Genomic DNA, 24,210 nt, shown 5'->3' with positions numbered 1-24,210 from the left:
CGATCTGTGTCTATTCCAGAACTGAAACAGGTAGTCGGAGCAGCGATAGTTGATGACCTGGGCCGGCCGCAGAGCCTGCTGGCTGCCCGCCGGACCGCCCCGGAGGCGTTCGCCGGCATGTGGGAATTCCCGGGTGGAAAAGTGGAGCCGGGGGAATCCTGCGAAGCCGCCCTGCACCGTGAGCTGGCCGAGGAACTCGGTATTGAAGTGGTCCTGGGCACGGAGGTCGCCGGACCCCTGGACCAGGGCTGGCCATTGAATCCGAAGGCCGCCATGCGTGTGTGGCTCGTTCAGGTGAAAACGGGGGAGCCGCTTCCGCTTCAGGACCATGACGAGCTTCGCTGGGTACCGCTTCACTCCGGTGCCCTGGCCGAGCTGCCCTGGATCCCCGCGGACCTTCCGATCGTCACCGCTGTCCTGCAGGCTGCGGCGCAACCCGCCGCAGGATCGGCCTCATCGGATCCGCTTGCGCCGTACCCGGGCGCCGTTCAGGACATTGGCGGCAACTAAAAAAGCGTTCCGGCCGCCACCGGCAGTCCCGCAGCTGTCTGCGGGGCGGGCCGGGGAGCACCTCGCGTGGCGAGGAACTGGTTGCGCCCGGCAAAGCCGTAGCGCTTCTTGACGAGGGTGATCCGTCCCGCGAGCCACTGCCGGTATTCCTTGGAAGCGTAGGTCCCGCCGTTGTACAGCTTGTCGTAGCGGGCCGAGAGGTGGGGGTAGTCGCGGGCCAGCCATTCCCGGTACCACTCGCGTGCCCCCGGCCGCAGGTGAAGGGCGCCGGCCGTGACCGAGGTGGCTCCGGCCGCGGCCAGTGCGGAGAACAGTGCGTCGAGTGACTCATCACCATCGGTCAGCCACGGCAGCAGGGGCATCGCCATGACATTGCAGTCCATGCCGGCATCGCGGATCCGCCGGATCAGGTCAAGCCGTGCCTTGGGCGAGGGCGTGCCCGGCTCAACCCGGCGGGCAAGTTCCGGATCAAGCAGGGCCAGGGAAATCCCCATGCTGATGCTGGTCTGTTGGGCAGCCTCGGCCAGGAGCGGGAGATCGCGGGCCAGCAGGGTCCCCTTGGTCAGGATCGAGAAGGGGGTTCCGCTGTCCGCCAGTGCCCGGATGATCCCGGGCATGAGCTTGTAGCGGCCTTCGGCGCGCTGGTACGGATCGGTATTCGTGCCCATGGCCACGTGCTCGTAGTCCCAGGAAGGCCGGGCCAGTTCACGCCGAAGCACCTCGGCTGCGTTGGTCTTGACGACCAGTTGGCTGTCGAAATCCGCCCCGGTGTCCAGGTCAAGGTAGCTGTGTGTCTTGCGGGCGAAGCAGTACACGCAGGCATGGCTGCAGCCCCGGTAGGGATTCACCGTCCAGCCAAAGGGCATGGAGGACGTCTTGGGAACCTTGTTCAGCACCGACTTGGCCAGGACCTCGTGGAAAGTCACGCCCGCGAAGCCCGGTGTCTGCACGGAACGGACCAGGCCTTGAAGGGGGAGCAGCGCATCGGAGGACGGCGCTGCCTTGGGTTCCTGCTCCTGCCACCTCATGCACCTATTAGAACATATGTTCGAATCTAAGTGTCTAGCCCCGGCGGGCGGGGTAGCCGCCGTCGGACAGTCCGGCCAGGATCTCGAAGATGTTCGACGACGCCGGATCGCCCGCGCGCAGCCGGGAATACCCGGCAGCGGCAAAGTACAGCGGAAGGAAGGCCGGTCCCAGTACCGCGTATTGGGAGCTGTGCCGGGCTTCATGCTGCAGGAGATCGGAGGCGGGCCCGGCATCGAACGCCCGGGATGCGCGGGAACGGTAGAGGATGACGTTGCCCAGGGTGAATGCCGCGGCGCGGGGAAGGGGAAGCCGCCAGCCTTCTGCCAGCAGCAGTCCGCCGGGGCCGGACCTGACCGGTACCCGGCCCGCCCGGGCAGCGAGCAGCCCTGCCGCCGTCGTGCCGTTGACCAGGTTCAGGATGCGGCGGAGAGCCTGCATGCGGGACAGAGGGGACGTCATGCGCCCATGCTAGGCCAGGGACCTGCCTTCACACTGCCCGGCCGGGGAGCGTGAGTTGGTTAGACTGGTAGCCGCAGGCTTCGTGCCTTTGCCTGCAGCACCTTTGTTGCTCAGCTCTCGCACGTCAGCATCACTTCCATTCACCTCAACACGGCCGGAAACAGGTAAGAACGGTACATGTCGAATTCCATACCGGGGACGGACTCCCCAGACAACGCGGCACCCAATCCGCTTGACGAGACGGCCATTGCGGCTGCCGTTGATTCAGCGCTCGCAGCCATAGGCTCCGCAGCGGACCTGGATGCCCTCAAGGACGTCCGGATCGCCGTCACCGGCGAGAAGTCTCCGCTGTCACTGGCCAACCGGACCATCGGCAAGCTGCCCAAGGACCAGAAGGCTGCGGCAGGCAAGCTGGTAGGCCCGGCCCGCGGCCGGATTAACTCGGCGCTCGCAGCACGCACCGTCGAGCTGGAAGCCGAGCGCGACGCCCGGATCCTCGTCGAAGAGGCCGTAGACGTCACTGCAGCCCCGCGGCGCCGCCACATTGGCGGACGGCACCCCATCTCCACGCTCCAGGACCGCGTCGCAGACGTATTCGTGGGTATGGGCTGGGAGATCGCCGAAGGCCCCGAGGTGGAATCCGAGTGGTTCAACTTCGACGCCCTGAACTTCAAGCCGGACCACCCGGCCCGCGAAATGCAGGACACCTTCTTCGTGGAACCGCCCGAGGCGCACCTGGTGATGCGAACGCATACCTCCCCGGTCCAGGTCCGCTCCATGCTTGAGCGCGACCTGCCGATTTACGTCCTGTGCCCGGGCAAGGTATTCCGGACCGACGAGCTCGACGCCACGCACACGCCGGTGTTCCACCAGTTCGAGGGCCTGGCCATCGACAAGGGCCTGACCATGGCGGACCTGGTCGGCACCCTGGAGCACTTCACCCGGGTGCTCTTCGGCGACGAGGCGAAAGTCCGTCTGCGGCCGAACTACTTCCCGTTCACCGAGCCCAGCGCCGAGCTGGACATCTGGCATCCCGGCGCCAAGGGCGGCCCGCGCTGGATCGAGTGGGGCGGCTGCGGCATGGTCAACCCCAACGTGCTCCGCGCTGCCGGGATCGACCCCGAGGTCTATTCAGGTTTTGCCTTCGGCATGGGCATTGACCGTGCCCTTATGTTCCGTAACGAGGTTTCGGACATGCACGAAATGATTGAAGGCGACGTACGTTTCAGCGAACACTTCGGGATGGAGATCTAAGTGAGAATCCCACTTTCCTGGCTGCGCGAGTATGCCCAGGTTCCGGCGGACGCAACCGCCGAAGACGTCATGGAGGACCTGGTAAAGGTCGGCCTGGAGGAAGAGGACGTTCACCGTCCCGCCGACGAGCTGCAGGGGCCGATTGTGGTGGGCCAGGTGCTCAGTATGGAACCGGAGCCGCAGAGCAACGGCAAGACCATCAACTGGTGCTCGGTCCGCGTGGTGCCCGAAGGCACCGAGCAGACCCTGACCGGCAAGGGCATTGAGCCGTCCGGCGTGCAGGGGATTGTCTGCGGCGCGCACAACTTCACGGTGGGGGACAAGGTGGTTGTCACCCTGCCCGGCGCCGTGCTGCCCGGCGACTTCCGGATCAGCCCCCGCAAGACCTATGGGCACGTCTCCGCCGGCATGATCGCCTCGGTGCGTGAACTGGGCATCGGCGAGGACCACGACGGCATCCTCGTTCTCTCCACGCTGGGCCTGGACCCCGAGGTGGGCACCGACGCCATGGAGCTGCTGGGCCTGTATGACCAGGCGGCGGAAATCAACGTCACCCCGGACCGCGGCTATGTCTTCTCCATCCGCGGCGCGGCCCGCGAGTACGCCCACGCCACCGGGACCCGGTTCACCGACCCGGCTGCCGCCGTCGTTGTCCCCGAGGCTGACGGCAACGGATACCCGGTGCGGCTCGAGGACGCCGCACCCATCTACGGCAAGCCCGGCTGCGACCGGTTTGTGGCCCGCACGGTGCGCGGCGTGGATCCGTCCCGGCCCACTCCGCCGTGGATGTCCGCCCGGCTGCGCCTGGCCGGCATACGCTCCATCTCGCTGGTGGTGGATATTTCCAACTACGTGATGCTCGAACTCGGCCAGCCGCTGCACTTCTACGACCTGGATAAGCTCACCGGTGAAATTGTGGTGCGCCGCGCCGCCGAGGGCGAAACCCTGAAGACCCTGGATGAGAAGGAACGCCGGCTGTCCCCGGAGGACCTGCTGATCACCGACGGCTCCGGTGCCATCGGCATTGCCGGCGTGATGGGCGGAGCCTCCACTGAGGTCTCCGGCGGCACGCAGAACGTGCTGATTGAGGCTGCGCACTTCGAGGAAGTGAGCATTGCCCGCTCGCGCCGCCGCCACAAGCTGCCCTCCGAAGCGTCCAAGCGCTTCGAGCGCGGCGTGGACTGGAATGTCGCCGACGTGGCCGCCCAGCGGGCGGTGGACCTGCTGGTGGAACTCGCCGGCGGAACCGCCGATGAGTCAGTGACCGACGTCGGCACCGCTCCCGAACCCCGCCGCATCGACCTGCCGGCACAGTTCCCGTCGCAGCTGATCGGCCTGGACTTCACCGAGTCCCAGATCACCGGCACGCTTCAGGACCTTGGCGCCTCCGTGGAGAAGACCAAGGGCGGCTACCTGGTCACCCCGCCGAGCTGGCGCCCGGACCTGGAGACGCCGCAGGACCTCACCGAGGAAATCATCCGCCTGGTGGGGTATGACAAGATTCCCTCCACCCTGCCCGTGGCACCTCCCGGACGCGGCCTGACCCGTGTCCAGCAGCAGCGCCGACGGCTGATGCAGTCCCTTGCTGCGGCCGGCCTCACCGAGGTGCTGTCCTACCCGTTTGTCACCGAAGCGGACAACAACACCTTCGGCGCACCGAAGGAGGGCGGCGTGCAGGCACTGAAGCTGGCCAACCCGCTCAGTGCCGAGTACGGCTACCTGCGCACCTCGGTGCTGCCGGGGCTGTTCGAGGTAGCCAAGCGGAACATGTCCCGCGGCTTCCGCGACCTGGCACTGTTCGAATCCGGGACGGTCTTCCTGCCTGGCGATCACCTGGGCACCGAAAGCATCCCGCCGCTGGGCGCCAAACCGTCCGACGAGGTGCTGGATGAGCTGTATGCCGGCATCCCCGACCAGCCGCTGCACGTGGGTGTGCTGCTGGCCGGCCACGAGTCCGCCCCTGGCGCCGGCACCACGCCGCGCACCTGGGACTGGGCTGACGCCGTGGACTTCGCCCGGATGATGGGCGACGTCCTGGGTGTGGAACTGGTGGTGGAACAGGGTTCCCACCAGGCTTTCCATCCCGGCCGCACCGCGCGCATTGCACTGCGCAGCGGCGAGACCGTGGGCTACGCCGGCGAACTGCACCCGAAGCTGCTTGCTGCCCGGGACATGCCGGCCCGGACCGTGGCTGCGGAACTGGACGTGGATGCGCTCTTCGATGCCGCTCCCGATGTCATCGTTGCCCGTCCCATCTCCAGCTTCCCCATCTCCACGCAGGACGTGGCGCTGGTGGTGGCTGAGGACGTGCCGGCTGAGCAGGTCCGCGAGGCCCTGCGGGAAGGTGCCGGCGAACTGCTCGAAGACGTGGCACTGTTCGACGTCTACGCAGGGGCCGGTATTGAACCCGGGTCCAAATCGCTGGCATTCGCGCTCCGCTTCCGTGCACCGGACCGGACGCTGACTGCCGATGAGGCTTCGGAGGCACGGGCCGCCGCCGTCGCGCTGGCCGCCGAACGCTTCGGCGCCGTGCAGCGCTAAGTAGGCACCATCCAGACAAAAGGGTCCCGCCGGATGTTCCGGCGGGACCCTTTTGTGTGAGCGCTGCAAGAGGCTGGGGCGTCAGGCCCCTGCCTCTCCTGAGTCCAGGCCCACCATGACCCACCAGGCGAGATCCTCATCGCTCGCCAGCCGGGATTCGGGCACGGTCAGCCAGTTCCGGCCCATCGGACGGTTACTGCCCATGACGGCTTCTTCCGCGCCGCGTTCAAGCAGGTCCTCATAACGGGCGGGGTCAATGTGCACCAGCAGGTCACCGCCGGCCCCGGCCGCGACGGCCAGGCGCTCGTCCACCATAAAGGACAGCCCGCCGAACATACGCACCTCCCGGACGTTGGGCCGCGGAGCCAGGACCTGCCGCAGCCGCCCTGCCAGGTAGTCGCGGGCCACCGGGCGATTTGTCACCATGCCGGGCCTCCTTGCCTTGCATTTGGCATTCTCCCCTGCGCTGGATATTAGGCCCCGAAGGCAGGGTCCCGCTAGGGCGCCAGCAGCACCTTGCCCGTGGTGCGCCGCCCCTCCAGATCCGCCTGGGCCCGCGACGCTTCCGAGAGCGGGTAGGTGGCCCCGATCCGTACGTCCAGGGTCCCGGCCAGCACGGCATCGAAGAGTTCGCGTGCCCGCCACTGCCGTTCCTCCGGTGTCAGCAGATAGTGCGCCAGGGTGGGGCGGGTGAGGAACAGTGAACCCGAGGAGTTCAACCGCTGGATATCGAACGGCGGCACCTGCCCGGAGGCTCCGCCGAAGAGCACCATCATGCCCCGGGTGCGCAGGCTCGCCAGGGACGCATCAAAAGTGGCCGCACCCACGCCGTCGTACACCACATCCACGCCCGTGCCGCCGGTCAGCGCACGGACCCGGCCGGTGAACCCCTCGTAGCGCAGCACATGGTCTGCGCCGGCGTCGCGGGTCAGGAGCTCCTTTTCCTCCGTGGAAACCGTGGTGATCACGGTGGCCCCCTTGGCCTTGAGCAGCTGGATCAGCAGCAGCCCCACCCCGCCGGCTCCGGCATGGACCAGGGCCGTCTGCCCCTCCTGCACCGGGAAGGTGGAGTTGCACAGGTAGTGCGCGGTCATGCCCTGGAGCATCAGGGCCGCGGCGGTTTCATCGCTGATTCCGGCCGGCACCGGCAGGGCGACGTCGGCATCCATCACCGTGTACTGGGAATAGGTGCCTCCGCCCTCGGCCGTGGCCACCCGGTCGCCTTCCCTGAACCCGGAGTCCCGCCCGGCGGAGACCACCGTACCGGCCGCCTCAGCACCGGGTATGAAGGGATATGACATGGGATAAACCCCGGCGCGCTTGTACGTGTCAATGAAGTTCACCCCCGCCGCGGCTACTTTCACCAGCAGCTGGCGCGGGCCGGGCTCGGGAAGGTCAACGTCTTCATAACGCAGGATTTCGGGGCCGCCCGCCTGCGGGACGACAATGGCTTTGTGCATGGCATGGCCTTTTCTGTGGCTGGAACGTGCCGCTTAACAATGTGCTCCCCATCATACGGTTTGCATAATTATTGGAGCCATTGCATAAATGTGCTGTAGGGTGAATGGCATGACGATTTCCGTAGCAGTATCCGGTGCCAGCGGCTATGCCGGCGGTGAAGTGCTGCGCCTGCTCGCCGGCCATCCGGACGTGAGCATCGGCGCCATCACCGCCCACAGCAACGCCGGCACCCGCCTCGGGGAGCTCCAGCCGCACCTGCACGCTTTGGCGGACCGCGTCCTGGGGGAGACAACGGTGGAAAATCTGGCCGGCCACGACGTCGTGTTCCTCGCGCTGCCGCACGGCGCCAGCGCCGCGATTGCCGCGCAGCTCGATGCAGACACCCTGGTGATCGACGCCGGCGCGGACCACCGGCTGGAGGATCCGCAGGCGTGGGAAAAGTTCTACGGATCCGCCCACGCCGGCACCTGGCCCTACGGCCTGCCCGAGCTTCCCGGCCACCGCGACCGGCTCAAGGGTGCCCGCCGGATTGCGGTGCCCGGCTGCTATCCCACCAGTTCGCTGCTGGCGCTGACCCCGGGGTTCGCGGCCGGGCTGCTGGAGCCCGACGACGTCGTCATCGTTTCCGCCTCGGGCACCTCGGGAGCGGGCAAGGCAGCCAAGCCGCACCTGCTCGGCTCCGAGGTACTGGGCGGCATGAGCCCCTACGGCGTCGGCGGCAGCCACCGGCACACACCCGAAATTGAGCAGGGCCTCTCCGCCGCCGCCGGGGAAACCGTGGCGGTGTCCTTTACTCCCACCCTCGCACCGATGGCCCGCGGCATCCTCACCACCGCCACCGCGAAGGTCCGTCCCGGCACCGACCCGGCCGAATTGCGCGCCGCCTGGGAAGCTGCCTACGCCGGCGAGCACTTTGTCCGCGTACTCCCGGAAGGACAGTGGCCCGCCACCAAGATGGTGGTCGGTTCCAACTACGCCGTGATGCAGCTGGCCTATGACGCCCACGCCAACCGGGTGATCGTCAGCTGCGTCATCGATAACTTGAACAAGGGAACTGCCGGCGGCGCCGTGCAGTCCATGAACATTGCCCTCGGCCTGGAAGAGACCGCGGGACTGACGCAGCAGGGGGTGGCTCCGTAATGAGTGCCGCAGAAAGCAAAACCAGCACCGGCATCACCGTCCCGGCCGGATTCCGCGCCGCCGGCGTCACCGCAGGGCTCAAGGACTCCGGCGGGTCGGACGTAGCCCTGGTGGTCAACGACGGACCCTCCAAGGCGGCAGCCGCCGTGTTCACCCGCAACCGGGTGGCGGCCGCGCCCGTGCTGTGGTCCAGGCAGGCGGTCTCCGACGGGCGGGCCGACGCCGTCATCCTCAACTCCGGCGGTGCCAACGCCTGCACCGGCGCCGAGGGGTTCCAAAACACCCACGCCACCGCGGAAAAGACTGCCGCCCTCCTGGGGATCAGCGCCTCCGATGTCCTGGTCTGCTCCACCGGCCTGATCGGTATGCAGCTGCCGATGGACAAACTGATCCCCGGCGTCGAAGCCGCCGCAGCGGACCTTTCTGCCGACGGCGGTTTGACCGCGGCGCAGGCCATCATGACCACCGACACCGTGGCCAAGCAGGCAGTGTTCACCGGCGCGGACGGCAGCTTCAGCATTGGCGGCATGGCCAAGGGTGCGGGAATGCTCGCCCCCGGCCTGGCCACCATGCTGGTGGTCCTGACCACCGACGCAGACGTTGCCGCCCCGGCACTGGATGAGGCACTGCGCGCTGCCACGGCGGTGACCTTTGACCGCACGGACTCCGACGGCTGCATGTCCACCAATGACACCGTGATCCTGCTGGCCTCCGGCGCTTCCGGAACGGTGCCCGACGGGGACGAATTCACCCGCGGCCTCACCGAGGTCTGCCACTCGCTGGCCCAGCAGCTCATCACCGATGCCGAGGGCGCCAGCCACGACATCGCCATCACCACCGTCAACGCCGCCACCGTGGCCGACGCGGAAACGGCGTCCCGCGCCGTCGCCCGTTCCAACCTCTTCAAGACCGCGATCTTCGGCAACGACCCGAACTGGGGCAGGGTGCTTTCCGCCGTCGGGACCACCGACGCCGCCTTCGAACCGGACCGGATCGACGTGCGCATCAACGGGGTCCAGGTCTGCCGCAACGGCGGCATTGGCGAGCCGCGCGAGTCGGTGGATCTTGCCCCGCGCGCCGTGAGCGTGGAAATCGACCTGCACGCCGGCACGGAAAGCGCCACCATCTGGACCAATGACCTGACCACGGACTACGTCCACGAGAATTCGGCCTACAGCAGCTAACCGGGGGATGAGCATGAGCACACCAGCAGCAGCCGGGGAACGGCTGCGGGCACAGGACAAGGCGGAAACGCTGATCGAGGCACTGCCCTGGATCCAGCGCTTCGCAGGCACCACCATGGTCATCAAGTACGGCGGCAACGCCATGGTCAATGACGAACTGCGCCGGGCCTTCGCCGAGGATATTGTCTTCCTCCACCATGCCGGCGTGCACCCCGTGGTTGTTCACGGCGGCGGCCCGCAGATCAGTACCTTCCTGGACCGGCTCGGTATCGAGTCCGAATTCCGCGGCGGCCTGCGCGTCACTACCCCCGAAGCCATGGACGCGGTACGCATGGTGCTGACCGGCCAGGTGGGACGCGAACTGGTGGGCCTGGTCAATTCCCACGGACCCTACGCCGTGGGCCTCTCCGGTGAGGACGGCGGACTGCTGCAGGCCGTACGCACCGGCACCGTAGTGGACGGGGAGGAAGTGGACCTGGGCCTGGTCGGGGAAGTGGTGGGCGTGAATCCCGCCGCCATCCTGGACCTGGTGGCCGCGGGGCGGATCCCGGTGATCAGCACCGTGGCTCCGGAAGTGGACGCCGACGGCGGTCCTACCGGACAGGTGCTCAACGTCAACGCGGATACGGCCGCCGCAGCACTGGCTGTGGCGCTGGGCGCGTCCCGGCTGGTGGTACTGACTGACGTGGAAGGACTCTACGCGGACTGGCCGGATAAGTCGTCACTGATTTCCTCGCTCACCGCAGGCGAGCTGCGCAGCATGCTGCCCACCCTTGAAGCCGGCATGATCCCCAAGATGCAGGCCTGCCTGGCCGCCGTGGACGGCGGGGTGGAGCGCGCGGCAGTGGTGGACGGCCGGATGGCCCACTCCATGCTGCTGGAAATTTTCACCGCAGCAGGCATCGGCACCCAGGTTGTTCCGGAGGAGGACCATGCATAACACCGAAGCCAGACATGCCGCGGCCCAGGGCTCAGCGGAATGGCTGCAGCGCTACGATTCCTCGCTGATGGGTGTTTTCGGCACCCCGCAGCGGGTGCTGGTCAGTGGCAGCGGCTGCTATGTCGAAGATGCCGACGGCAAGCAGTACCTCGACCTGCTTGGCGGTATCGCCGTCAACGCACTGGGCCACGCCCATCCTGAACTGGTGGCCGCCGTGCAGGAACAGCTGTCCACCCTGGGCCATGTCTCGAATTTCTTCACCAGTCCCGCCCAGGTGCTCCTGGCCGAACGCCTGCTGGCCCTGGCCGGCGCACCGGCGGGTTCCAAGGTGTTCTTCGCGAACTCCGGCACCGAAGCCAATGAGGCGGCGTTCAAGCTGGCCCGCCGCAACACCGATCCGGCCACCGGCCGGACCCGGATCCTGGCCCTGGACGGTGCATTCCACGGCCGGACCATGGGCGCGCTGGCACTGACCGCCAAGCCCGCCTACCGTGAGCCGTTCCAGCCGCTGCCCGGCGGTGTGGAGCATCTTCCGTTCGGGGACATTGCCGCCCTGACCAATGCGGTGGATGAAAGCGTGGCCGCGGTCTTCCTGGAACCCATCCAGGGCGAGGCAGGGGTGCGGATGCTGCCCGAGGGGTACCTGGAGGCAGCCCGTGAGGCCACCCGGTCCGCCGGCGCCCTGCTGATCTTTGACGAGGTGCAGACCGGCGTTGGCCGCACCGGCACCTGGTTCGCGTCCGAAGGCGTCCTGCCCGATGCCATGACGCTGGCCAAGGGCCTGGGCGGCGGCATCCCGGTAGGTGCACTGCTGACCTTCGGCGAAGGCCCGGCGAACCTGCTCGCTGCAGGAATGCACGGGACCACGTTCGGCGGAAACCCGGTGGCGGCAGCAGCCGCCCTGGCCACGCTGTCCGTGCTGGAATCCCGGGATCTGCTGGCCAACGTCCGGGCCACGGGCGAGTTCCTGAGCCGCAGGCTCGCAGCTGTGGACGGGGTGGCGGAGGTACGCGGCAGTGGCTTCCTGATCGGCATCGATCTGGACGGCCCGTTTGCCCCGGCGGCCGTGGCCGCGGCACTGGAGGCCGGCTTCATTATCAACAGCACCGGCCCGGCGACGCTGCGGCTGGCCCCGCCGCTGATCCTCACCGCCGAGCAGGCCGGAACGTTCCTGGACGCCCTGCCCGGGATCCTCCACGCGGCCCGCGCCGCGGCCGCCCCCACCCCGATCACCGGCACAAACGAAGGAAAACCATGACCCGCCACTTCCTGGTAGACACCGACCTGACACAGGCGGAGCAGGCCGAAGTCCTGGACCTGGCTGCCGCGCTGAAGCAGGACCGTTACAAGTACCAGCCGTACGCCGGGGAGTCCACCGGGCGCAAAACGGTCGCGGTCATCTTTGACAAGACCTCCACCCGGACCCGGGTCTCCTTCGCCGCCGGCATCTCCGATCTGGGCGGCGTGCCGCTGATCATCGGGGCAGGGGAGTCCCAGCTGGGCCACAAGGAAAGCGTCGCGGACACCACCAAGGTCCTTGAACGCATGGTCTCCACCATCGTGTGGCGGACCTACGCCCAGTCCGGGCTGGAGGAAATGGCAGCGAACTCATCGGTGCCTGTCATCAACGCACTCTCCGATGACTACCACCCCTGCCAGCTGCTCGCGGATCTGCTGACCATCCGCGAACACAAAGGCACCCTCGCCGGCCTGACCCTGACCTATCTGGGGGACTGCGCCAACAACATGGCCAACTCCTACCTGCTAGCCGGGGTTACCGCCGGCATGCATGTGCGGGTGGCCGGGCCGGTGGGGTATCTGCCGGACCCGAAGATTGTCGACGCCGCCGCGGCCCGTGCCGAGGAAACCGGGGGATCGGTGATGATCACCACGGACGCCGCCGAAGCGCTGGCCGGAGCCGACGTCGTTGCCACTGATACGTGGGTCTCCATGGGCCAGGAAGCCGAGAAATCCGCCCGGCAGGAGCTGTTCCGCAGCTATGCTGTGGATGCCGGGGCCATGGAACAGGCAGCGGATGACGCCGTCGTGCTGCATTGCCTGCCCGCCTACCGCGGCTACGAAATTTCCGCCGATGTCATCGATGGACCGCAGTCCGTGGTCTGGGACGAGGCAGAGAACCGCCTGCACGCGCAGAAGGCCCTGATGGTCTGGCTGATGGCGCGCTCGGGCCTGACCGCAACACCGGAGGCACACTCATGAGCATGCCCGCGACGAAGACCGCACGCCAGGCGCGGATCCGCACCCTGCTGACCGGCCTGTCCGTGCGTTCGCAGGCGGAACTGGCGGCGCTGCTGGCCGACGACGGCGTCCAGGTAACCCAGGCAACCCTCTCCAGGGACCTGGTGGAACTGGGGGCGGTGCGGATGCGCGGCAAGGACGGCGCCCTCGTGTACGCCGTCCCGTCCGAGGGCGGGGAACGCTCACCGAAATCCGGGGTCACCCAGGAAGTGCTCGATGCCCGCCTGGCCCGGCTCTGCGGCGAACTGCTGGTCACTGCCGAAGCCTCCGCGAACATCGTGGTGCTGCGCACCCCGCCCGGTGCTGCGAACTTCCTGGCACTGGCCATCGACCATTCGGTCCTGCCCTCTGTCCTGGGCACCATCGCCGGTGACGACACCGTCATGATGGTGACCCGGGAACCCGACGGCGGCGCCGACCTCGCCGCGCGGTTCCTGCGCATCGCAGATGACGCCACCAACAACGGCACGGCCCCTGAAAGCCGGATCCTGTAACCGTGCAGAAGCCGGTCCCGGACCGCACCCCACCAACTTCATCCTGAACCAACCAGCAGCCCCCAGGGGCTGCGTCCAATGCAAGAGGAGCAAATTTCGTGAGTGAACGTATTGTTCTGGCCTACTCCGGTGGCCTGGATACGTCAGTAGCCATCGGCTGGATCGCCGAGGCAACCGGTGCTGAAGTCATCGCCGTCGCCGTAGACGTAGGACAGGGCGGCGAGTCCCTGGAGACCATCCGCCAGCGCGCCCTGGACTGCGGTGCCGTCGAAGCCTACGTGGCGGATGCCCGTGAGGAATTCGCCGCCGAGTACTGCATGCCGGCGCTGAAGGCCAACGGCCTGTACATGGATTCCTACCCGCTGGTTTCCGCCCTGTCCCGCCCGGTGATCGTCAAGCACCTGGTGGCCGCCGCGCGCCAGTTCGGTGCCACCACGGTCTCGCACGGTTGCACCGGCAAGGGCAACGACCAGGTCCGCTTCGAAGTCGGCATCCAGACCCTGGGCCCGGACCTGAAGTGCATCGCACCGGTCCGGGACCTGGCCCTGACCCGCGACAAGGCGATTTCCTTCGCAGAAGCCAAGAACCTGCCGATCGCCACCACCAAGAAGAACCCGTTCTCCATTGACGCCAACGTCTGGGGCCGCGCGGTGGAAACCGGCTTCCTGGAAGACATCTGGAACGGACCCACCCCGGACGTCTACGAGTACACCTCCGATCCCGCGGCAGCACCTGCCGCCGACGAAGTGGTCATCACCTTCAAGGAAGGCATCCCGGTGGCCATCGACGGCAAGCCCGTCACCCCGCTGCAGGCCATCGAGGAAATGAACCGCCGCGCCGGCGCCCAGGGCATCGGCCGGATCGATATTGTCGAGGACCGCCTGGTGGGCATCAAGAGCCGTGAAATCTACGAAGCGCCGGGCGCCATGGCGCTGATGGCGGCCCACCGCGAACTCGAAAACGTCACGGTGGAACGCGAGCAGGCCCGCTTCAAGAAGACGGTTGGCCAGCGCTGGACCGAGCTGGTCTATGACGGCCAGTGGTTCTCCCCGCTGAAGCAGTCCCTGGACGCCTTCATCGAAGACACCCAGAAGTACGTTTCCGGGGACATCCGTATGAACATGCACGGCGGCCGCGCCGTGGTGACCGGACGCCGCTCCGATTCCTCGCTGTATGACTTCAACCTGGCCACCTACGACACCGGCGACAGCTTTGACCAGTCCATGGCCCGCGGTTTCATCGAGCTGTTCGGGATGTCCTCCAAGGTGGCCTCCGGCCGCGACCAGCGCCTAGCAGAAGGTAAGTAAGCACATGAGCCACGGCAAGCTGCCGGAAGAAGCCACGGGCTCCGGCTCGTCCGGATCAACCGTCCAGGGCGCTTTGTGGGGAGGCCGGTTCGCCGGCGGCCCCGCAGATGCCCTCGCCGCGCTGAGCAAGTCCACCCACTTCGACTGGCGGCTTGCCGGCTATGACATTGCCGGGTCCCGCGCCCACGCCCGTGTGCTGCACAAGGCCGGGCTGCTGGACGACGCCGAGCTGGAGGGAATGCTCGATGCACTGGACCGGCTCGACGCCGATGTGAAGTCCGGTGCCTACGTCCCCGCCGAGTCCGACGAGGACGTCCACGGTTCCCTGGAACGCGGCCTGATCGAGCGTGCCGGTGCGCAGCTGGGCGGCAAGCTCCGGGCCGGGCGGTCCCGCAATGACCAGATTGCCACGCTGGGCCGGATGTACCTGCGCGACCACGCACGCATCATCGGTGCCGGTGTGCTCTCAGTGATCGAAGCCCTGGTGGGCCAGGCGCAGGCGCATCTGGGTGTGGCCATGCCCGGGCGCACGCACCTGCAGCACGCCCAGCCGGTGCTGCTCAGCCATCACCTGCTGGCCCATGCCTGGGCTCTGCTGCGGGATGTGCAGCGCCTGGCGGACTGGGACAAACGGGCGGCCGTTTCTCCCTACGGCTCCGGTGCCCTGGCCGGTTCCTCCCTGGGCCTGGACCCGAACGCCGTTGCTGCGGACCTCGGTTTCGACTCCGCCGTTTGGAACTCCATTGACGGCACCGCCTCCCGGGACGTGTACGCCGAGTTCTCCTGGGTGGCCGCGATGATCGGCGTGGACCTGTCCCGGATCAGTGAGGAAGTCATCCTGTGGGCCACCAAGGAGTTCTCCTTTGTGACCCTGGACGATGCCTTCTCCACCGGATCATCCATCATGCCGCAGAAAAAGAACCCCGACGTAGCCGAACTGGCGCGCGGCAAGGCCGGCCGCCTGATCGGTGACCTCACCGGCCTCCTGGCCACGCTGAAGGGCTTGCCGCTGGCCTACAACCGGGACCTGCAGGAGGACAAGGAACCGGTCTTCGACGCGGCGGACACGCTGGAACTGCTGCTTCCTGCAGTGTCCGGCATGATTGCCACGCTGACGTTCAACACCGGGCGGATGCAGTCACTGGCTCCGCAGGGCTTTGCCCTGGCCACCGATATCGCGGAGTGGCTGGTCCGCCAGGGTGTTCCGTTCCGGGAGGCGCACGAGCTGTCCGGTGCCGCTGTGCAGCTGGCTGAGGGCCGCGGCGTCGAACTGTGGGACCTGACCGACGAGGAATACGCCGGCATTTCTCCCCACCTGACCCCGGAGGTCCGCTCGGTGCTCAGTACCGAAGGATCCCTGGACAGCCGCAGCTCGCAGGGCGGCACGGCACAGTCCGCGGTGGAACAGCAGCTCGCAGAACTGCACCGGCAGCTAGACGCGGTCCGCGGCTACGCCGGCTGAGGCTGCCGGCCGCGGACACGGGCCCCGGGGAGCATGGCTCCCCGGGGCTTATGCGTCCGGAGGCGGACGGTTACCGTGGGCCCTATGAGTACCTTCTTCCGGGCACAGCTGCGTGCCCTGCCAGATTTCCCCGACACCATGCCGACCTTTGATCCGGACGCGGCACCGCAGGATCCGGCGGAGCTTTTCCGGCTTTGGCTGGCGGAGGCACTGGCTGCCGGGATCCGCCAGCCGCACGCGTTCTCCCTGGCCACCGCGGGCAGCGGAGGGCAGCTCTCCTCCAGGATGCTGATCCTGAAGGACATCGACGACGGCGGCTGGCAGTTCGCGACAGCGCGCACTTCCCGCAAGGGCGGGGAACTGGCAGCTCACCCGTATGCGGCCATGAACTTTTACTGGCCTGAGCTCGGACGGCAGATCCGCGTGGCCGGTTCCGTGGACCTGCTTTCCGCTGAGGCATCGGCAGCGGACTGGGATGCGCGGCCGGCGTCGGACGGCACCGCCAATCCCGCCTGGCAGCTCTATTCGCTGGTACCGCGGGAGATCGAGTTCTGGCAGGCCAGCGCGGACCGCCGCCACATTCGTCACCGGATGACGTTCTAGGTGCATGAGGGCCCGGCACCGTCAGCCGCCGGAATACCCGGATTTGTGGTCAAACTGCCTGCCGCCCCCTCCCGGCAGGACTTGCTCCGGCGCTAGCCTTGAACCGCGCCTCCAAGTCCAATCCGGCTACCGAAGAGGGTTCGCCATGACCAGCTCCAGCAGTGCAGGAATCCCGGCTCCCGCCGGGCGGATCGAGCAGCACCCGGACGGATACACGCTGACGTTTGAACGCAGGCTGGACTTCCCGGTGGACCATGTCTGGGACGTGCTCACCAACCGGGACAAGGTGGCCCAGTGGCTGGGCATCATCACTCCCGCCTGGCAGATCGGCAAGGAATACCGGCTGGACATGGGCGAATCAGCCGTGACGGGCACCGTGCTGCAGATGAGTCCGGGCGCGAGTCTGCAGCTGACATGGGAGGACCCGCTGGGGGACGAATCCGTGCTGGACTGGCAGGTGCATCAAAGCGCGGACGGGGCTGTGCTGCAGTTCCGCACCCATGAGAACACTGCCGATTTCCTGACCGAAGGTGCCGCCGGCTGGCAGGGGATTCTGGAGGCCTTCGACGCCGTGGTGGCCGGCATTGAACCGGTCAGGACCGATGATCCCGACCAGTGGCTGGGGCTGCGGGACGCCTACGCCGAGGACTTTGACGTTTCACCCACCATGGGCCGGCTGGATAACCTGCGCACCCCCGCCGAGGTTGTGTTTGAACGCTGGTACAGCGCCCCGGCCGGCGACGTCGGCCCGGCGCTGGAAAGGGCGGCAGCCCGGTTTGGGATCGACCAGGGCGCACGCATCGACATCGGCGAGGACGCAGGACATGTTCGGGTGATCATCCGCGATCCGGTCACCGGCGGTCCCGACGCCGCGGCCGAACGGCTCGCAGCCTGGCACATGGCCCTGGATGCCGCCGGAGCCGGCCTCGCCGGACACGAGGCGAATCCCAGTTCACGCCGGCTCGTGGCCCTGAAGGATTTCTACCGCGGCCCGGCCGACGGCGCCTGACCGCAGGTGGCGCCTGAGCGCTGATCCCCGTCCGCATCCGCCGCCCAACGCCCCGGCGCCCCGGGACCACCCGCGGACAGCGGACCCCGCGCGGCTTGCTACCGTCGGAGTATGGGTTTTTCACGTGACAGAGAACGTCTTGCCGTCCCCGCCACCGAGGCAGCACCACACCTGCTCGGTGCGGTACTGACGCATGAGGCCGAGGGGGAGCGCGTGAGCGTACGGATCACCGAGGTGGAGGCCTACATGGGTGATGTTGACCCGGGATCACACGCCTTCCGCGGCAGGACGGCACGGAACGCCACCATGTTTGGTCCGGCCGGACACCTCTACGTGTACTTCACCTACGGCATGCATTACTGCGCCAACGTGGTCTGCGGCACCGACGGGTTTGCCACCGGTCTCCTGCTGCGTGGCGGCGAGGTGGTGGAGGGCGCGGACATCGCGGCGGCCCGGCGGGGAAACCCGCGCAACAGCCTGGACCTGGCCCGGGGGCCGGCACGTCTGGCACAGGCACTGGGCATTGCACGCGGGTTGGACGGAGCCGATGTGTTTGCCTCCCCGCTGCAGCTGGCCCTCCCGCCGGAGCCAGTTCCGGCCGCGCAGGTTTCCACCGGACCGCGCGTTGGCGTCAGCGGACCCGGAGGGACGGCTGACTACCCGTGGCGGTACTGGCTGACCGGTGACCCGACCGTCTCGAAATACCGTCCCGCCCAGCCGCGGAAACGGCCGGCCGGAGCGACCGCGCGGCGGCCCTAGAACACCGTTCGCCGCCCGGGGGATGAATCCTCCCGGGCGCCGAACGGCGAAGGGTTCCCGGCCCGGGCCGGCTAGGAGCGCGGCAGCGGAGCCTGGGCCGAGATGAGCCGGTTCTCCAGCAGCTCATCCCAGAACGCCCCGGGAATACGGGCCGTGATGGCCGCCATGTCCTCAGCCAGGCGTTCGGGCCGGCTGGAGCCGGGGATGACCGCCGCCACGGCCGGGTGGGCCGTGGAGAACTGCAGGGCGGCTGCCTTCAGGCTGACATTGTGCCGCCGGGCTATCGCGGTCATCTGATCAATCCGGGCCTTGACTGCCGGCGGGATTTCGGCGTAATCGAAGTAGTCGCCGCCCAGCAGTGCGCCCGAATTGAAAGGACCGCCCACCACTATGCCCACGCCCTTGTCCAGGGCGGCGGGCATCATCCGCTGCAGGGCACGCTCGTGCTGCAGCAGGGTGTACTGGGTAGCGGAGAGGTTCATGGTCGGCGCCGCCTGCTCCATGTCCATGGCCAGCTCAATGGGCTCGGTGGTGTTCACGCCCAGTCCCCAGCCGCTGATCACGCCTTCCTCCTGCAGCCGGGCAAGGACGCGGAACGCCCCGGTCCTTGCCTCGTCGAACTTGGTGATCCACTCGTCCCCGAGGAAGTCCCGGGACGTGTCGTGGATGAAGACGAAGTCCAACCGGTCGGTCTTCAGCCGCTTCAGGCTTTCCTCGATGGAACGCAGGGTGGCATCGGCCGTATAGTCCGTTGCAATCCTGTTCGAGCGCCCGTGCGTAAAGAGGCCCTCGCCTTTCTCCTCTTCCTCGTCCAGGATCAGCCGGCCCACCTTGGTGCTGAGTGCGTACTCGTCCCGGTTGTACTGCGAAAGGACCTCGCCCAGGCGGGACTCGGCCAGACCGGCACCGTAGAAGGGGGCGGTATCGAAGTAGCGGATGCCCGCGTTCCAGGCAGCTTCCACGGTGGCAAGCGCCTCGTCCCCGGGAATGTCCCGGTACATGTTTCCCAGCGGGGCGGTGCCGAAGCCGATCTTGATTGCGAGCACGTCATGCAGGTTGGCCATGTGATGAAATCCTTGACTGTTGTCCGGTAAATCCGAAGGGCCCGCAGAACGGACCCTTCCGGACGTGGCAACGGCAGCCCACAGGTCTTTATTCCTTTGCCGGGGCCCTGCGGTGTCCCGCTTTGCTGGCCCTTCCCCTTCGTCCGCCGGGCGCTGCAAGGCGAGAGAAGTGCCACAGCACCCGGTCCTTCCCCGGCTGTCACGGAGGGGAGCGGGTAAGGTGGATGCGTGAAAGATGCCCCGGCAGAACCGGTAAATAACGAGACCATTGCACAAACCATCGACCGCCTGGGCGCCGTAATTCCCGATTACCCCCAGCCCGGAGTCGTCTTCCGGGACCTGACTCCGGTCTTCGCCGACGGTCCGGCGCTGCGCGGCGTGGTGGACGCACTCACCGCTCCCTTTGAGGGCCGGTTCGATTACGTGGTCGGAGTGGAAGCACGCGGTTTCCTGCTGGCAGCCGCGGCGGCCTATGCCTCCGGAAAGGGCGTTATTACCGTCCGCAAGCCGGGCAAGCTTCCCCGCGAGGTCTTCGCGGAGAACTACTCCCTGGAATACGGGGAAGGCACGCTCGAGCTGCACCGCGATGACATGCCCGCCGGGTCCCGGGTGCTGATCCTGGATGATGTCCTCGCCACCGGCGGCACCCTCGCTGCGGCGGCCCGCCTGCTCCGCAAGGCGGGCGCGGAAGTGGCCGGATTCGGCGTCGTGCTGGAACTGGGTGAGCTGGGCGGCAGGGAACGCCTCGGTGACACACCCGTGGAAGCGCTCGTCCGCTACTAGGCGCCCCGCGGCCACAGCCGGATCCTGCCCGGGGCACCCGCTGCGACACGCTAGCGCACAGGCAGAAGCTGAGAGAGAAACCGCATACATTAGTGACCTGCAAAAGTCCAAATGCACTGTAAGATTGACGCTCTGCCTTTGCGAGAGGGAACGCCAAAATGTCTGAAACACCTTCAGCTCCCAACGAGCTGGAACACGAGCGTCAGTACGTGGCCGGTCTGTATCACCGGCTGGACGAACTGCGCGCGGAAAAGATGGAGCAGCTCGCCGCGATCCGGCGCAGCCACTCCGCGGGTTCCCACCAGAACCGGTCCGAGCGGGATGCCTTCGCCACCATGTACGAGGACCGGCTGGCGCAGTTGAACGCCGTGGACGAGCGCCTCGTTTTCGGGCGGCTGGACCTCGACGACGGCGAGAAGCGCTATATCGGCCGCATCGGCCTCTCCACGGAGGACCTGCAGCGGCTGATGGTGGACTGGCGCGCCCCCGAAGCCGGAACCTTCTACCAGGCAACCGCCTTCGAGCGCCAGGGTGTGCGCAGGCGCCGACACCTGATCCTGAAGGGCCGCAACGTCCAGGCCATCGAAGATGACGTGCTGGATTACACCATGCTGGAAGACGAGCCGGAACTGCAGGGGGAGGGCGCCCTGCTGGCCGCGCTGAACTCCAAGCGCACCGGCCAGATGTCCGACATTGTCGGCACCATCCAGGCTGAACAGGACCGCATTATCCGTGCCCCGCTGTCCGGCACGCTGGTAGTACAGGGCGGTCCGGGTACCGGCAAGACCGCCGTCGCCCTGCACCGCGCAGCCTACCTGCTCTACACCCACCGCGAACGGCTGAAGTCCGCCGGTGTGCTGCTCGTCGGCCCGTCCAACGCGTTTATCCGCTACATCGAGCGCGTCCTGCCGTCCCTCGGCGAGACCGGCGTGGTGATGTCGAGCCTGGGCCAGCTGATGCCCGGAATCACGGCAACCCACGAGGAAGACCCCGCTACCGCCGAGGTCAAGGGCCGGCTGACCATGGCCAAGGTTGTGGCCCGCGCCGTCGCCAACCGGCAGCGCCTGCCGATCGGGCCGCGGAAGCTGAACGTTGAAGGCACCATCCTCACGCTGACCCCCCGGCAGGTCCAGCGTGCACGTGACAAGGCGCGCGCCACCGGCAAGCCGCACAATGAAGCGCGCGTCACCTTCGTGAAGATCCTGCTGCGTGAACTGACCGAGCAGATGACGGAACAGCTCGAGGAATCCGCCGGAGCCGGCAACAGCACTGACCGGGCTTATCTGGCTGAAGACGTCCGCAGCGCCCGGGACGTCCGGGTGGCGCTGAACCTGTGCTGGATGCCGATGACGCCGGAAAAACTGATCTCCGACCTGTTCAGCAAGCCCGGCCAGCTCGAAGCCGCGGCGCCGGAACTGACCGACCGCGAACTGGGTCTGCTGCGCCGCAGCGCCGACGCGCCGTGGACCGAAGCCGATGTTCCGCTGCTGGATGAGGCGGCGGAACTGCTCGGAGAGTTGGATGCCTCCGCCGGACGCGAGAACGCCCTGCGCGAGGAACAGCGCAAGCGGGACCTGGCCAACGCTGAAAGCGCTATTGCCAACACCGAAGGTTTCCTTGAAGACTCCGGTGCCCACGGCATCCTGTCCGCCGAGGATCTGGCGGACCACAATGCGGTGGGGGAGGCGCGGCTGACCGCTGCGGACCGCGCGGCAGTGGACCGCACCTGGGCCTTCGGGCACATTGTGGTGGACGAGGCACAGGAGCTGTCCGCCATGCAGTGGCGCCTGCTGATGCGTCGCTGCCCGCTGAAGTCCTTCACCGTGGTGGGCGACATTGCCCAGACGAGCTCCGCTGCCGGTGCCAGCTCCTGGCAGGCCGCACTTGATCCGTTCGTGGGGGAACGGTGGACCTTGGAGGAGCTGACGGTGAACTACCGCACGCCGGCACAGATCGCCGAAGCGGCCGTACGCATGGCCAACGCGGCCGGGCTGGTGGTCTCCGCCCCGAAGGCGGTCCGTGAAGGGCGCTGGGCGCCGTTCATCGACGAAGTCCCCGACGGCGGCCTCGTTCCGCGCCTGCTGCAGACACTGCCCGAAGACCTGGACGCGCTCGACGGCGGCCTGCTGGCCGTCATCGCCGAGGACCACCGGCTGCCGGAAGTCCGCCGTGCGCTGACCGAGGTATACGGCCAGCGTGTGGGCTCGGGTGCCGGCGGGCTGGAACAGGACATCGTCGTAACATCTCCGCGCGAAGCAAAGGGCCTGGAGTTCGACGGCGTAGTCATTCTTGAGCCGTCCGAGCTGCTGACTGCCGCAGCAGGCAAGGTCGGAGACCTGTACGTGGCCATGACCCGGCCCACCCAGCGGCTGCGCCTGATCGCTGCCGAAGGCATACCTGCAGGAATTCCCGAAGAAGAATCCTGATAATTTAGAAAGCGTGTCAGACAACGTGAACCCCCGGGGCCTTGTAGCCCAGCAGAACGATCCGTCCTTTGCCAACATCTGGCAGGAACTCAAGTGGCGGGGCCTGGTCCAGGTCTCCACCGACGAGGCGGAGCTGGAAAAGCTCCTGGCCGGGGGGCCGGTCACCTATTACTGCGGCTTTGATCCCACGGCGCCGAGCCTGCACCTGGGCAACCTGGTGCAGTTGCTGACCATGCGCCGGCTCCAGCTGGCAGGGCACCGCCCGCTCGCGCTGGTCGGCGGTTCCACCGGGCTGGTGGGGGATCCGCGCCCCACCGCCGAGCGCACCATGAACACGAAGGAAACCGTCAGCGAGTGGGTCGGTTACCTGCAGGGCCAGGTTCAGCGCTTCCTCAGCTTTGAGGGGGAGAACGCCGCCCGGATGGTGAACAACCTCGATTGGACGGCGCCCATGAGCGCCATCGACTTCCTGCGCGACGTGGGCAAGCACTTCCGCGTGGGCACCATGATCAAAAAGGAGATCGTCTCCTCGCGCCTGAACTCCGACGAAGGCATCAGCTACGCGGAGTTCAGCTACCAGGTCCTTCAGGGCATGGACTACCTGGAACTGTTCCGCAAGTACAACTGCGTGCTGGAAACCGGCGGCTCCGATCAGTGGGGCAACCTCACCAGCGGCACCGAGCTGGTCCGCAAGGTAGAGGGGAAAACCGTCCACGCACTGGGAACTCCGCTGGTGACGAACAGCGACGGCACCAAGTTCGGCAAGAGCGAAGGCAACGCTGTCTGGCTCGACGGCGAGATGACCAGCCCGTACGCGATGTACCAGTTCTGGCTGAACACCACCGATGCCGATGTAGTTGACCGGCTGAAGGTCTTCACCTTCATGAGCCGGCAGCGGATCGAGGAACTCGAGCGTGCCGTGGCAGAGGCACCGCACAAGCGTGAGGCCCAGCGTGCCCTTGCCTTTGACGTCACTTCCCTGATCCACGGTGTGGAGGCGACCGAAAAGGTCATTGCCGCCTCCGCCGCACTGTTCGGCCAAGGTGAAGTGAAGGACCTGGATGAGGCAACGCTGAAGGCTGCCACCGCAGAACTGCCGGTTGCAGCCGTCCCGGCCGACGGTTTGGGAATCGTGGACCTGCTGGTTGCCAGCGGACTGTCGAAAACCAAGTCTGAAGCTCGGCGGACTGCGTCCGAAGGCGGAGCCTACGTCAACAACACCAAGGTGGCAGATGCGGATGCCGTGGTGGAGCAGAGCGAGCTCCTGCACGGTAAGTACCTGCTGCTGCGCCGTGGCAAGCGGAACCTTGCGATGGTGGAAGTCTCCGCCGTATAGTTTTTAGTGCTTCCTTCGAGAAGCTCGGTTCTTTGTCCAGCCCGTTGCGGGGCCGCCTGGTGCGGTCCCGTGGCGGGTGGGACAGATCACTTCGATCCGGTTTGCAAGGACCGGGCGGGGTGTGTAAAGTAATTGAAGTCGCCGCGGCAGGGACGCTGAAAAAGCGCCCGAGCATGGCGGCCAAACCCCT

Annotated in this window: 22 protein-coding genes; 17 read left to right on the top strand and 5 right to left on the bottom strand. The window is 67.2% G+C overall.

Annotated elements, in window-relative coordinates; translation table 11 throughout:
* The first annotated feature begins 12 nt into the window (after window positions 1-12).
* Window positions 13-510: a (deoxy)nucleoside triphosphate pyrophosphohydrolase gene (locus tag AC5RVB_RS13695; RefSeq protein ID WP_494142936.1), complete on the top strand. Its 498-nt coding sequence runs from the start codon at window positions 13-15 to the stop codon at window positions 508-510.
* Here the strand turns inward: AC5RVB_RS13695 and AC5RVB_RS13690 are convergent.
* A complete protein-coding gene (locus AC5RVB_RS13690; protein ID WP_227929025.1) occupies window positions 507-1,538 on the bottom strand; it encodes an Rv2578c family radical SAM protein in 1,032 nt (343 codons plus the stop codon). The genes AC5RVB_RS13695 and AC5RVB_RS13690 overlap by 4 nt on opposite strands.
* A gap of 34 nt (window positions 1,539-1,572) precedes the next feature.
* Window positions 1,573-1,998 (bottom strand): hypothetical protein, encoded by a 426-nt coding sequence (locus tag AC5RVB_RS13685; protein ID WP_227929026.1) that lies wholly within the window; start codon window positions 1,996-1,998, stop codon window positions 1,573-1,575.
* Window positions 1,999-2,175: 177 nt separating this feature from the next.
* On the opposite strand from AC5RVB_RS13685, the gene pheS reads away from it, so the two are divergent.
* Together pheS and pheT are read left to right on the top strand one after the other, a co-directional pair.
* On the top strand, window positions 2,176-3,252 hold the full coding sequence (gene pheS, locus AC5RVB_RS13680; protein WP_227904504.1) for a phenylalanine--tRNA ligase subunit alpha: 1,077 nt from the start codon (window positions 2,176-2,178) through the stop codon (window positions 3,250-3,252).
* Window positions 3,253-5,793 (top strand): phenylalanine--tRNA ligase subunit beta, encoded by a 2,541-nt coding sequence (gene pheT / locus AC5RVB_RS13675; protein WP_494142929.1) that lies wholly within the window; start codon window positions 3,253-3,255, stop codon window positions 5,791-5,793.
* 81 nt (window positions 5,794-5,874) lie between these two features.
* Here pheT and AC5RVB_RS13670 read toward each other — a convergent pair whose 3' ends face one another.
* Together AC5RVB_RS13670 and AC5RVB_RS13665 are read right to left on the bottom strand one after the other, a co-directional pair.
* Window positions 5,875-6,219: a TfoX/Sxy family protein gene (locus tag AC5RVB_RS13670; RefSeq protein WP_227904508.1), complete on the bottom strand. Its 345-nt coding sequence runs from the start codon at window positions 6,217-6,219 to the stop codon at window positions 5,875-5,877.
* 71 nt (window positions 6,220-6,290) lie between these two features.
* Window positions 6,291-7,253 (bottom strand): quinone oxidoreductase family protein, encoded by a 963-nt coding sequence (locus AC5RVB_RS13665; protein WP_494142928.1) that lies wholly within the window; start codon window positions 7,251-7,253, stop codon window positions 6,291-6,293.
* A 109-nt stretch (window positions 7,254-7,362) separates the two neighbouring features.
* On the opposite strand from AC5RVB_RS13665, the gene argC reads away from it, so the two are divergent.
* The 11 genes from argC (at window position 7,363) to AC5RVB_RS13610 (ending at window position 18,411) form a co-directional block, all read left to right on the top strand.
* Entirely contained in the window at window positions 7,363-8,394 is a 1,032-nt protein-coding gene (argC, locus tag AC5RVB_RS13660; protein ID WP_494142927.1) for an N-acetyl-gamma-glutamyl-phosphate reductase, read from the top strand.
* Window positions 8,394-9,578, top strand: a complete 1,185-nt coding sequence (argJ, locus tag AC5RVB_RS13655) for a bifunctional glutamate N-acetyltransferase/amino-acid acetyltransferase ArgJ (protein WP_227929029.1) — start codon at window positions 8,394-8,396, stop codon at window positions 9,576-9,578. The genes argC and argJ overlap by 1 nt, the downstream gene beginning before the upstream one ends.
* Before the next feature lie 13 nt (window positions 9,579-9,591).
* A complete protein-coding gene (gene argB, locus AC5RVB_RS13650; RefSeq protein WP_227904519.1) occupies window positions 9,592-10,518 on the top strand; it encodes an acetylglutamate kinase in 927 nt (308 codons plus the stop codon).
* A complete protein-coding gene (locus tag AC5RVB_RS13645; protein WP_494142926.1) occupies window positions 10,511-11,776 on the top strand; it encodes an acetylornithine transaminase in 1,266 nt (421 codons plus the stop codon). Before argB ends, AC5RVB_RS13645 begins: the two co-directional genes overlap by 8 nt.
* Window positions 11,773-12,738: an ornithine carbamoyltransferase gene (argF, locus tag AC5RVB_RS13640; protein WP_227929032.1), complete on the top strand. Its 966-nt coding sequence runs from the start codon at window positions 11,773-11,775 to the stop codon at window positions 12,736-12,738. The genes AC5RVB_RS13645 and argF overlap by 4 nt, the downstream gene beginning before the upstream one ends.
* The gene (locus tag AC5RVB_RS13635; protein ID WP_227904528.1) at window positions 12,735-13,271 is read left to right on the top strand and encodes an arginine repressor; all 537 of its coding nucleotides are present in this window, start codon (window positions 12,735-12,737) and stop codon (window positions 13,269-13,271) included. The genes argF and AC5RVB_RS13635 overlap by 4 nt, the downstream gene beginning before the upstream one ends.
* 98 nt (window positions 13,272-13,369) lie before the next feature.
* On the top strand, window positions 13,370-14,578 hold the full coding sequence (locus AC5RVB_RS13630) for an argininosuccinate synthase (protein WP_227904530.1): 1,209 nt from the start codon (window positions 13,370-13,372) through the stop codon (window positions 14,576-14,578).
* Between the two features lie 4 nt (window positions 14,579-14,582).
* Window positions 14,583-16,040, top strand: a complete 1,458-nt coding sequence (gene argH / locus AC5RVB_RS13625) for an argininosuccinate lyase (RefSeq protein WP_494142925.1) — start codon at window positions 14,583-14,585, stop codon at window positions 16,038-16,040.
* A gap of 84 nt (window positions 16,041-16,124) precedes the next feature.
* Window positions 16,125-16,643: a pyridoxine/pyridoxamine 5'-phosphate oxidase gene (locus tag AC5RVB_RS13620; RefSeq protein ID WP_494142924.1), complete on the top strand. Its 519-nt coding sequence runs from the start codon at window positions 16,125-16,127 to the stop codon at window positions 16,641-16,643.
* A 145-nt stretch (window positions 16,644-16,788) separates the two neighbouring features.
* Window positions 16,789-17,652: an SRPBCC domain-containing protein gene (locus tag AC5RVB_RS13615; protein WP_494142923.1), complete on the top strand. Its 864-nt coding sequence runs from the start codon at window positions 16,789-16,791 to the stop codon at window positions 17,650-17,652.
* A 111-nt stretch (window positions 17,653-17,763) separates the two neighbouring features.
* Complete coding sequence (locus AC5RVB_RS13610; RefSeq protein WP_227929036.1) at window positions 17,764-18,411, top strand: DNA-3-methyladenine glycosylase; 648 nt, start codon at window positions 17,764-17,766, stop codon at window positions 18,409-18,411.
* 71 nt (window positions 18,412-18,482) lie between these two features.
* On the opposite strand, the gene AC5RVB_RS13605 is transcribed toward AC5RVB_RS13610, so the two are convergent.
* Window positions 18,483-19,475: an aldo/keto reductase gene (locus AC5RVB_RS13605; protein WP_494142922.1), complete on the bottom strand. Its 993-nt coding sequence runs from the start codon at window positions 19,473-19,475 to the stop codon at window positions 18,483-18,485.
* Window positions 19,476-19,703: 228 nt separating this feature from the next.
* Here AC5RVB_RS13605 and AC5RVB_RS13600 point away from each other — a divergent pair, with 228 nt between their 5' ends.
* From AC5RVB_RS13600 to tyrS, 3 genes are all read left to right on the top strand, one after another.
* Window positions 19,704-20,258 carry an adenine phosphoribosyltransferase gene (locus AC5RVB_RS13600; protein WP_227929038.1) on the top strand — a complete coding sequence of 185 codons (555 nt, stop codon included), beginning with the start codon at window positions 19,704-19,706 and terminating at the stop codon, window positions 20,256-20,258.
* A gap of 158 nt (window positions 20,259-20,416) precedes the next feature.
* On the top strand, window positions 20,417-22,684 hold the full coding sequence (locus AC5RVB_RS13595; protein ID WP_494142921.1) for a HelD family protein: 2,268 nt from the start codon (window positions 20,417-20,419) through the stop codon (window positions 22,682-22,684).
* A gap of 13 nt (window positions 22,685-22,697) precedes the next feature.
* The gene (gene tyrS / locus AC5RVB_RS13590) at window positions 22,698-24,020 is read left to right on the top strand and encodes a tyrosine--tRNA ligase (RefSeq protein WP_279326972.1); all 1,323 of its coding nucleotides are present in this window, start codon (window positions 22,698-22,700) and stop codon (window positions 24,018-24,020) included.
* Window positions 24,021-24,210 lie beyond the last annotated feature (190 nt).

Source organism: Arthrobacter sp. Y3225209 (assembly GCF_059090685.1).
Note: the sequence above shows the minus strand (reverse complement) of the source record. Positions and strands in the feature narration are given on the sequence as shown.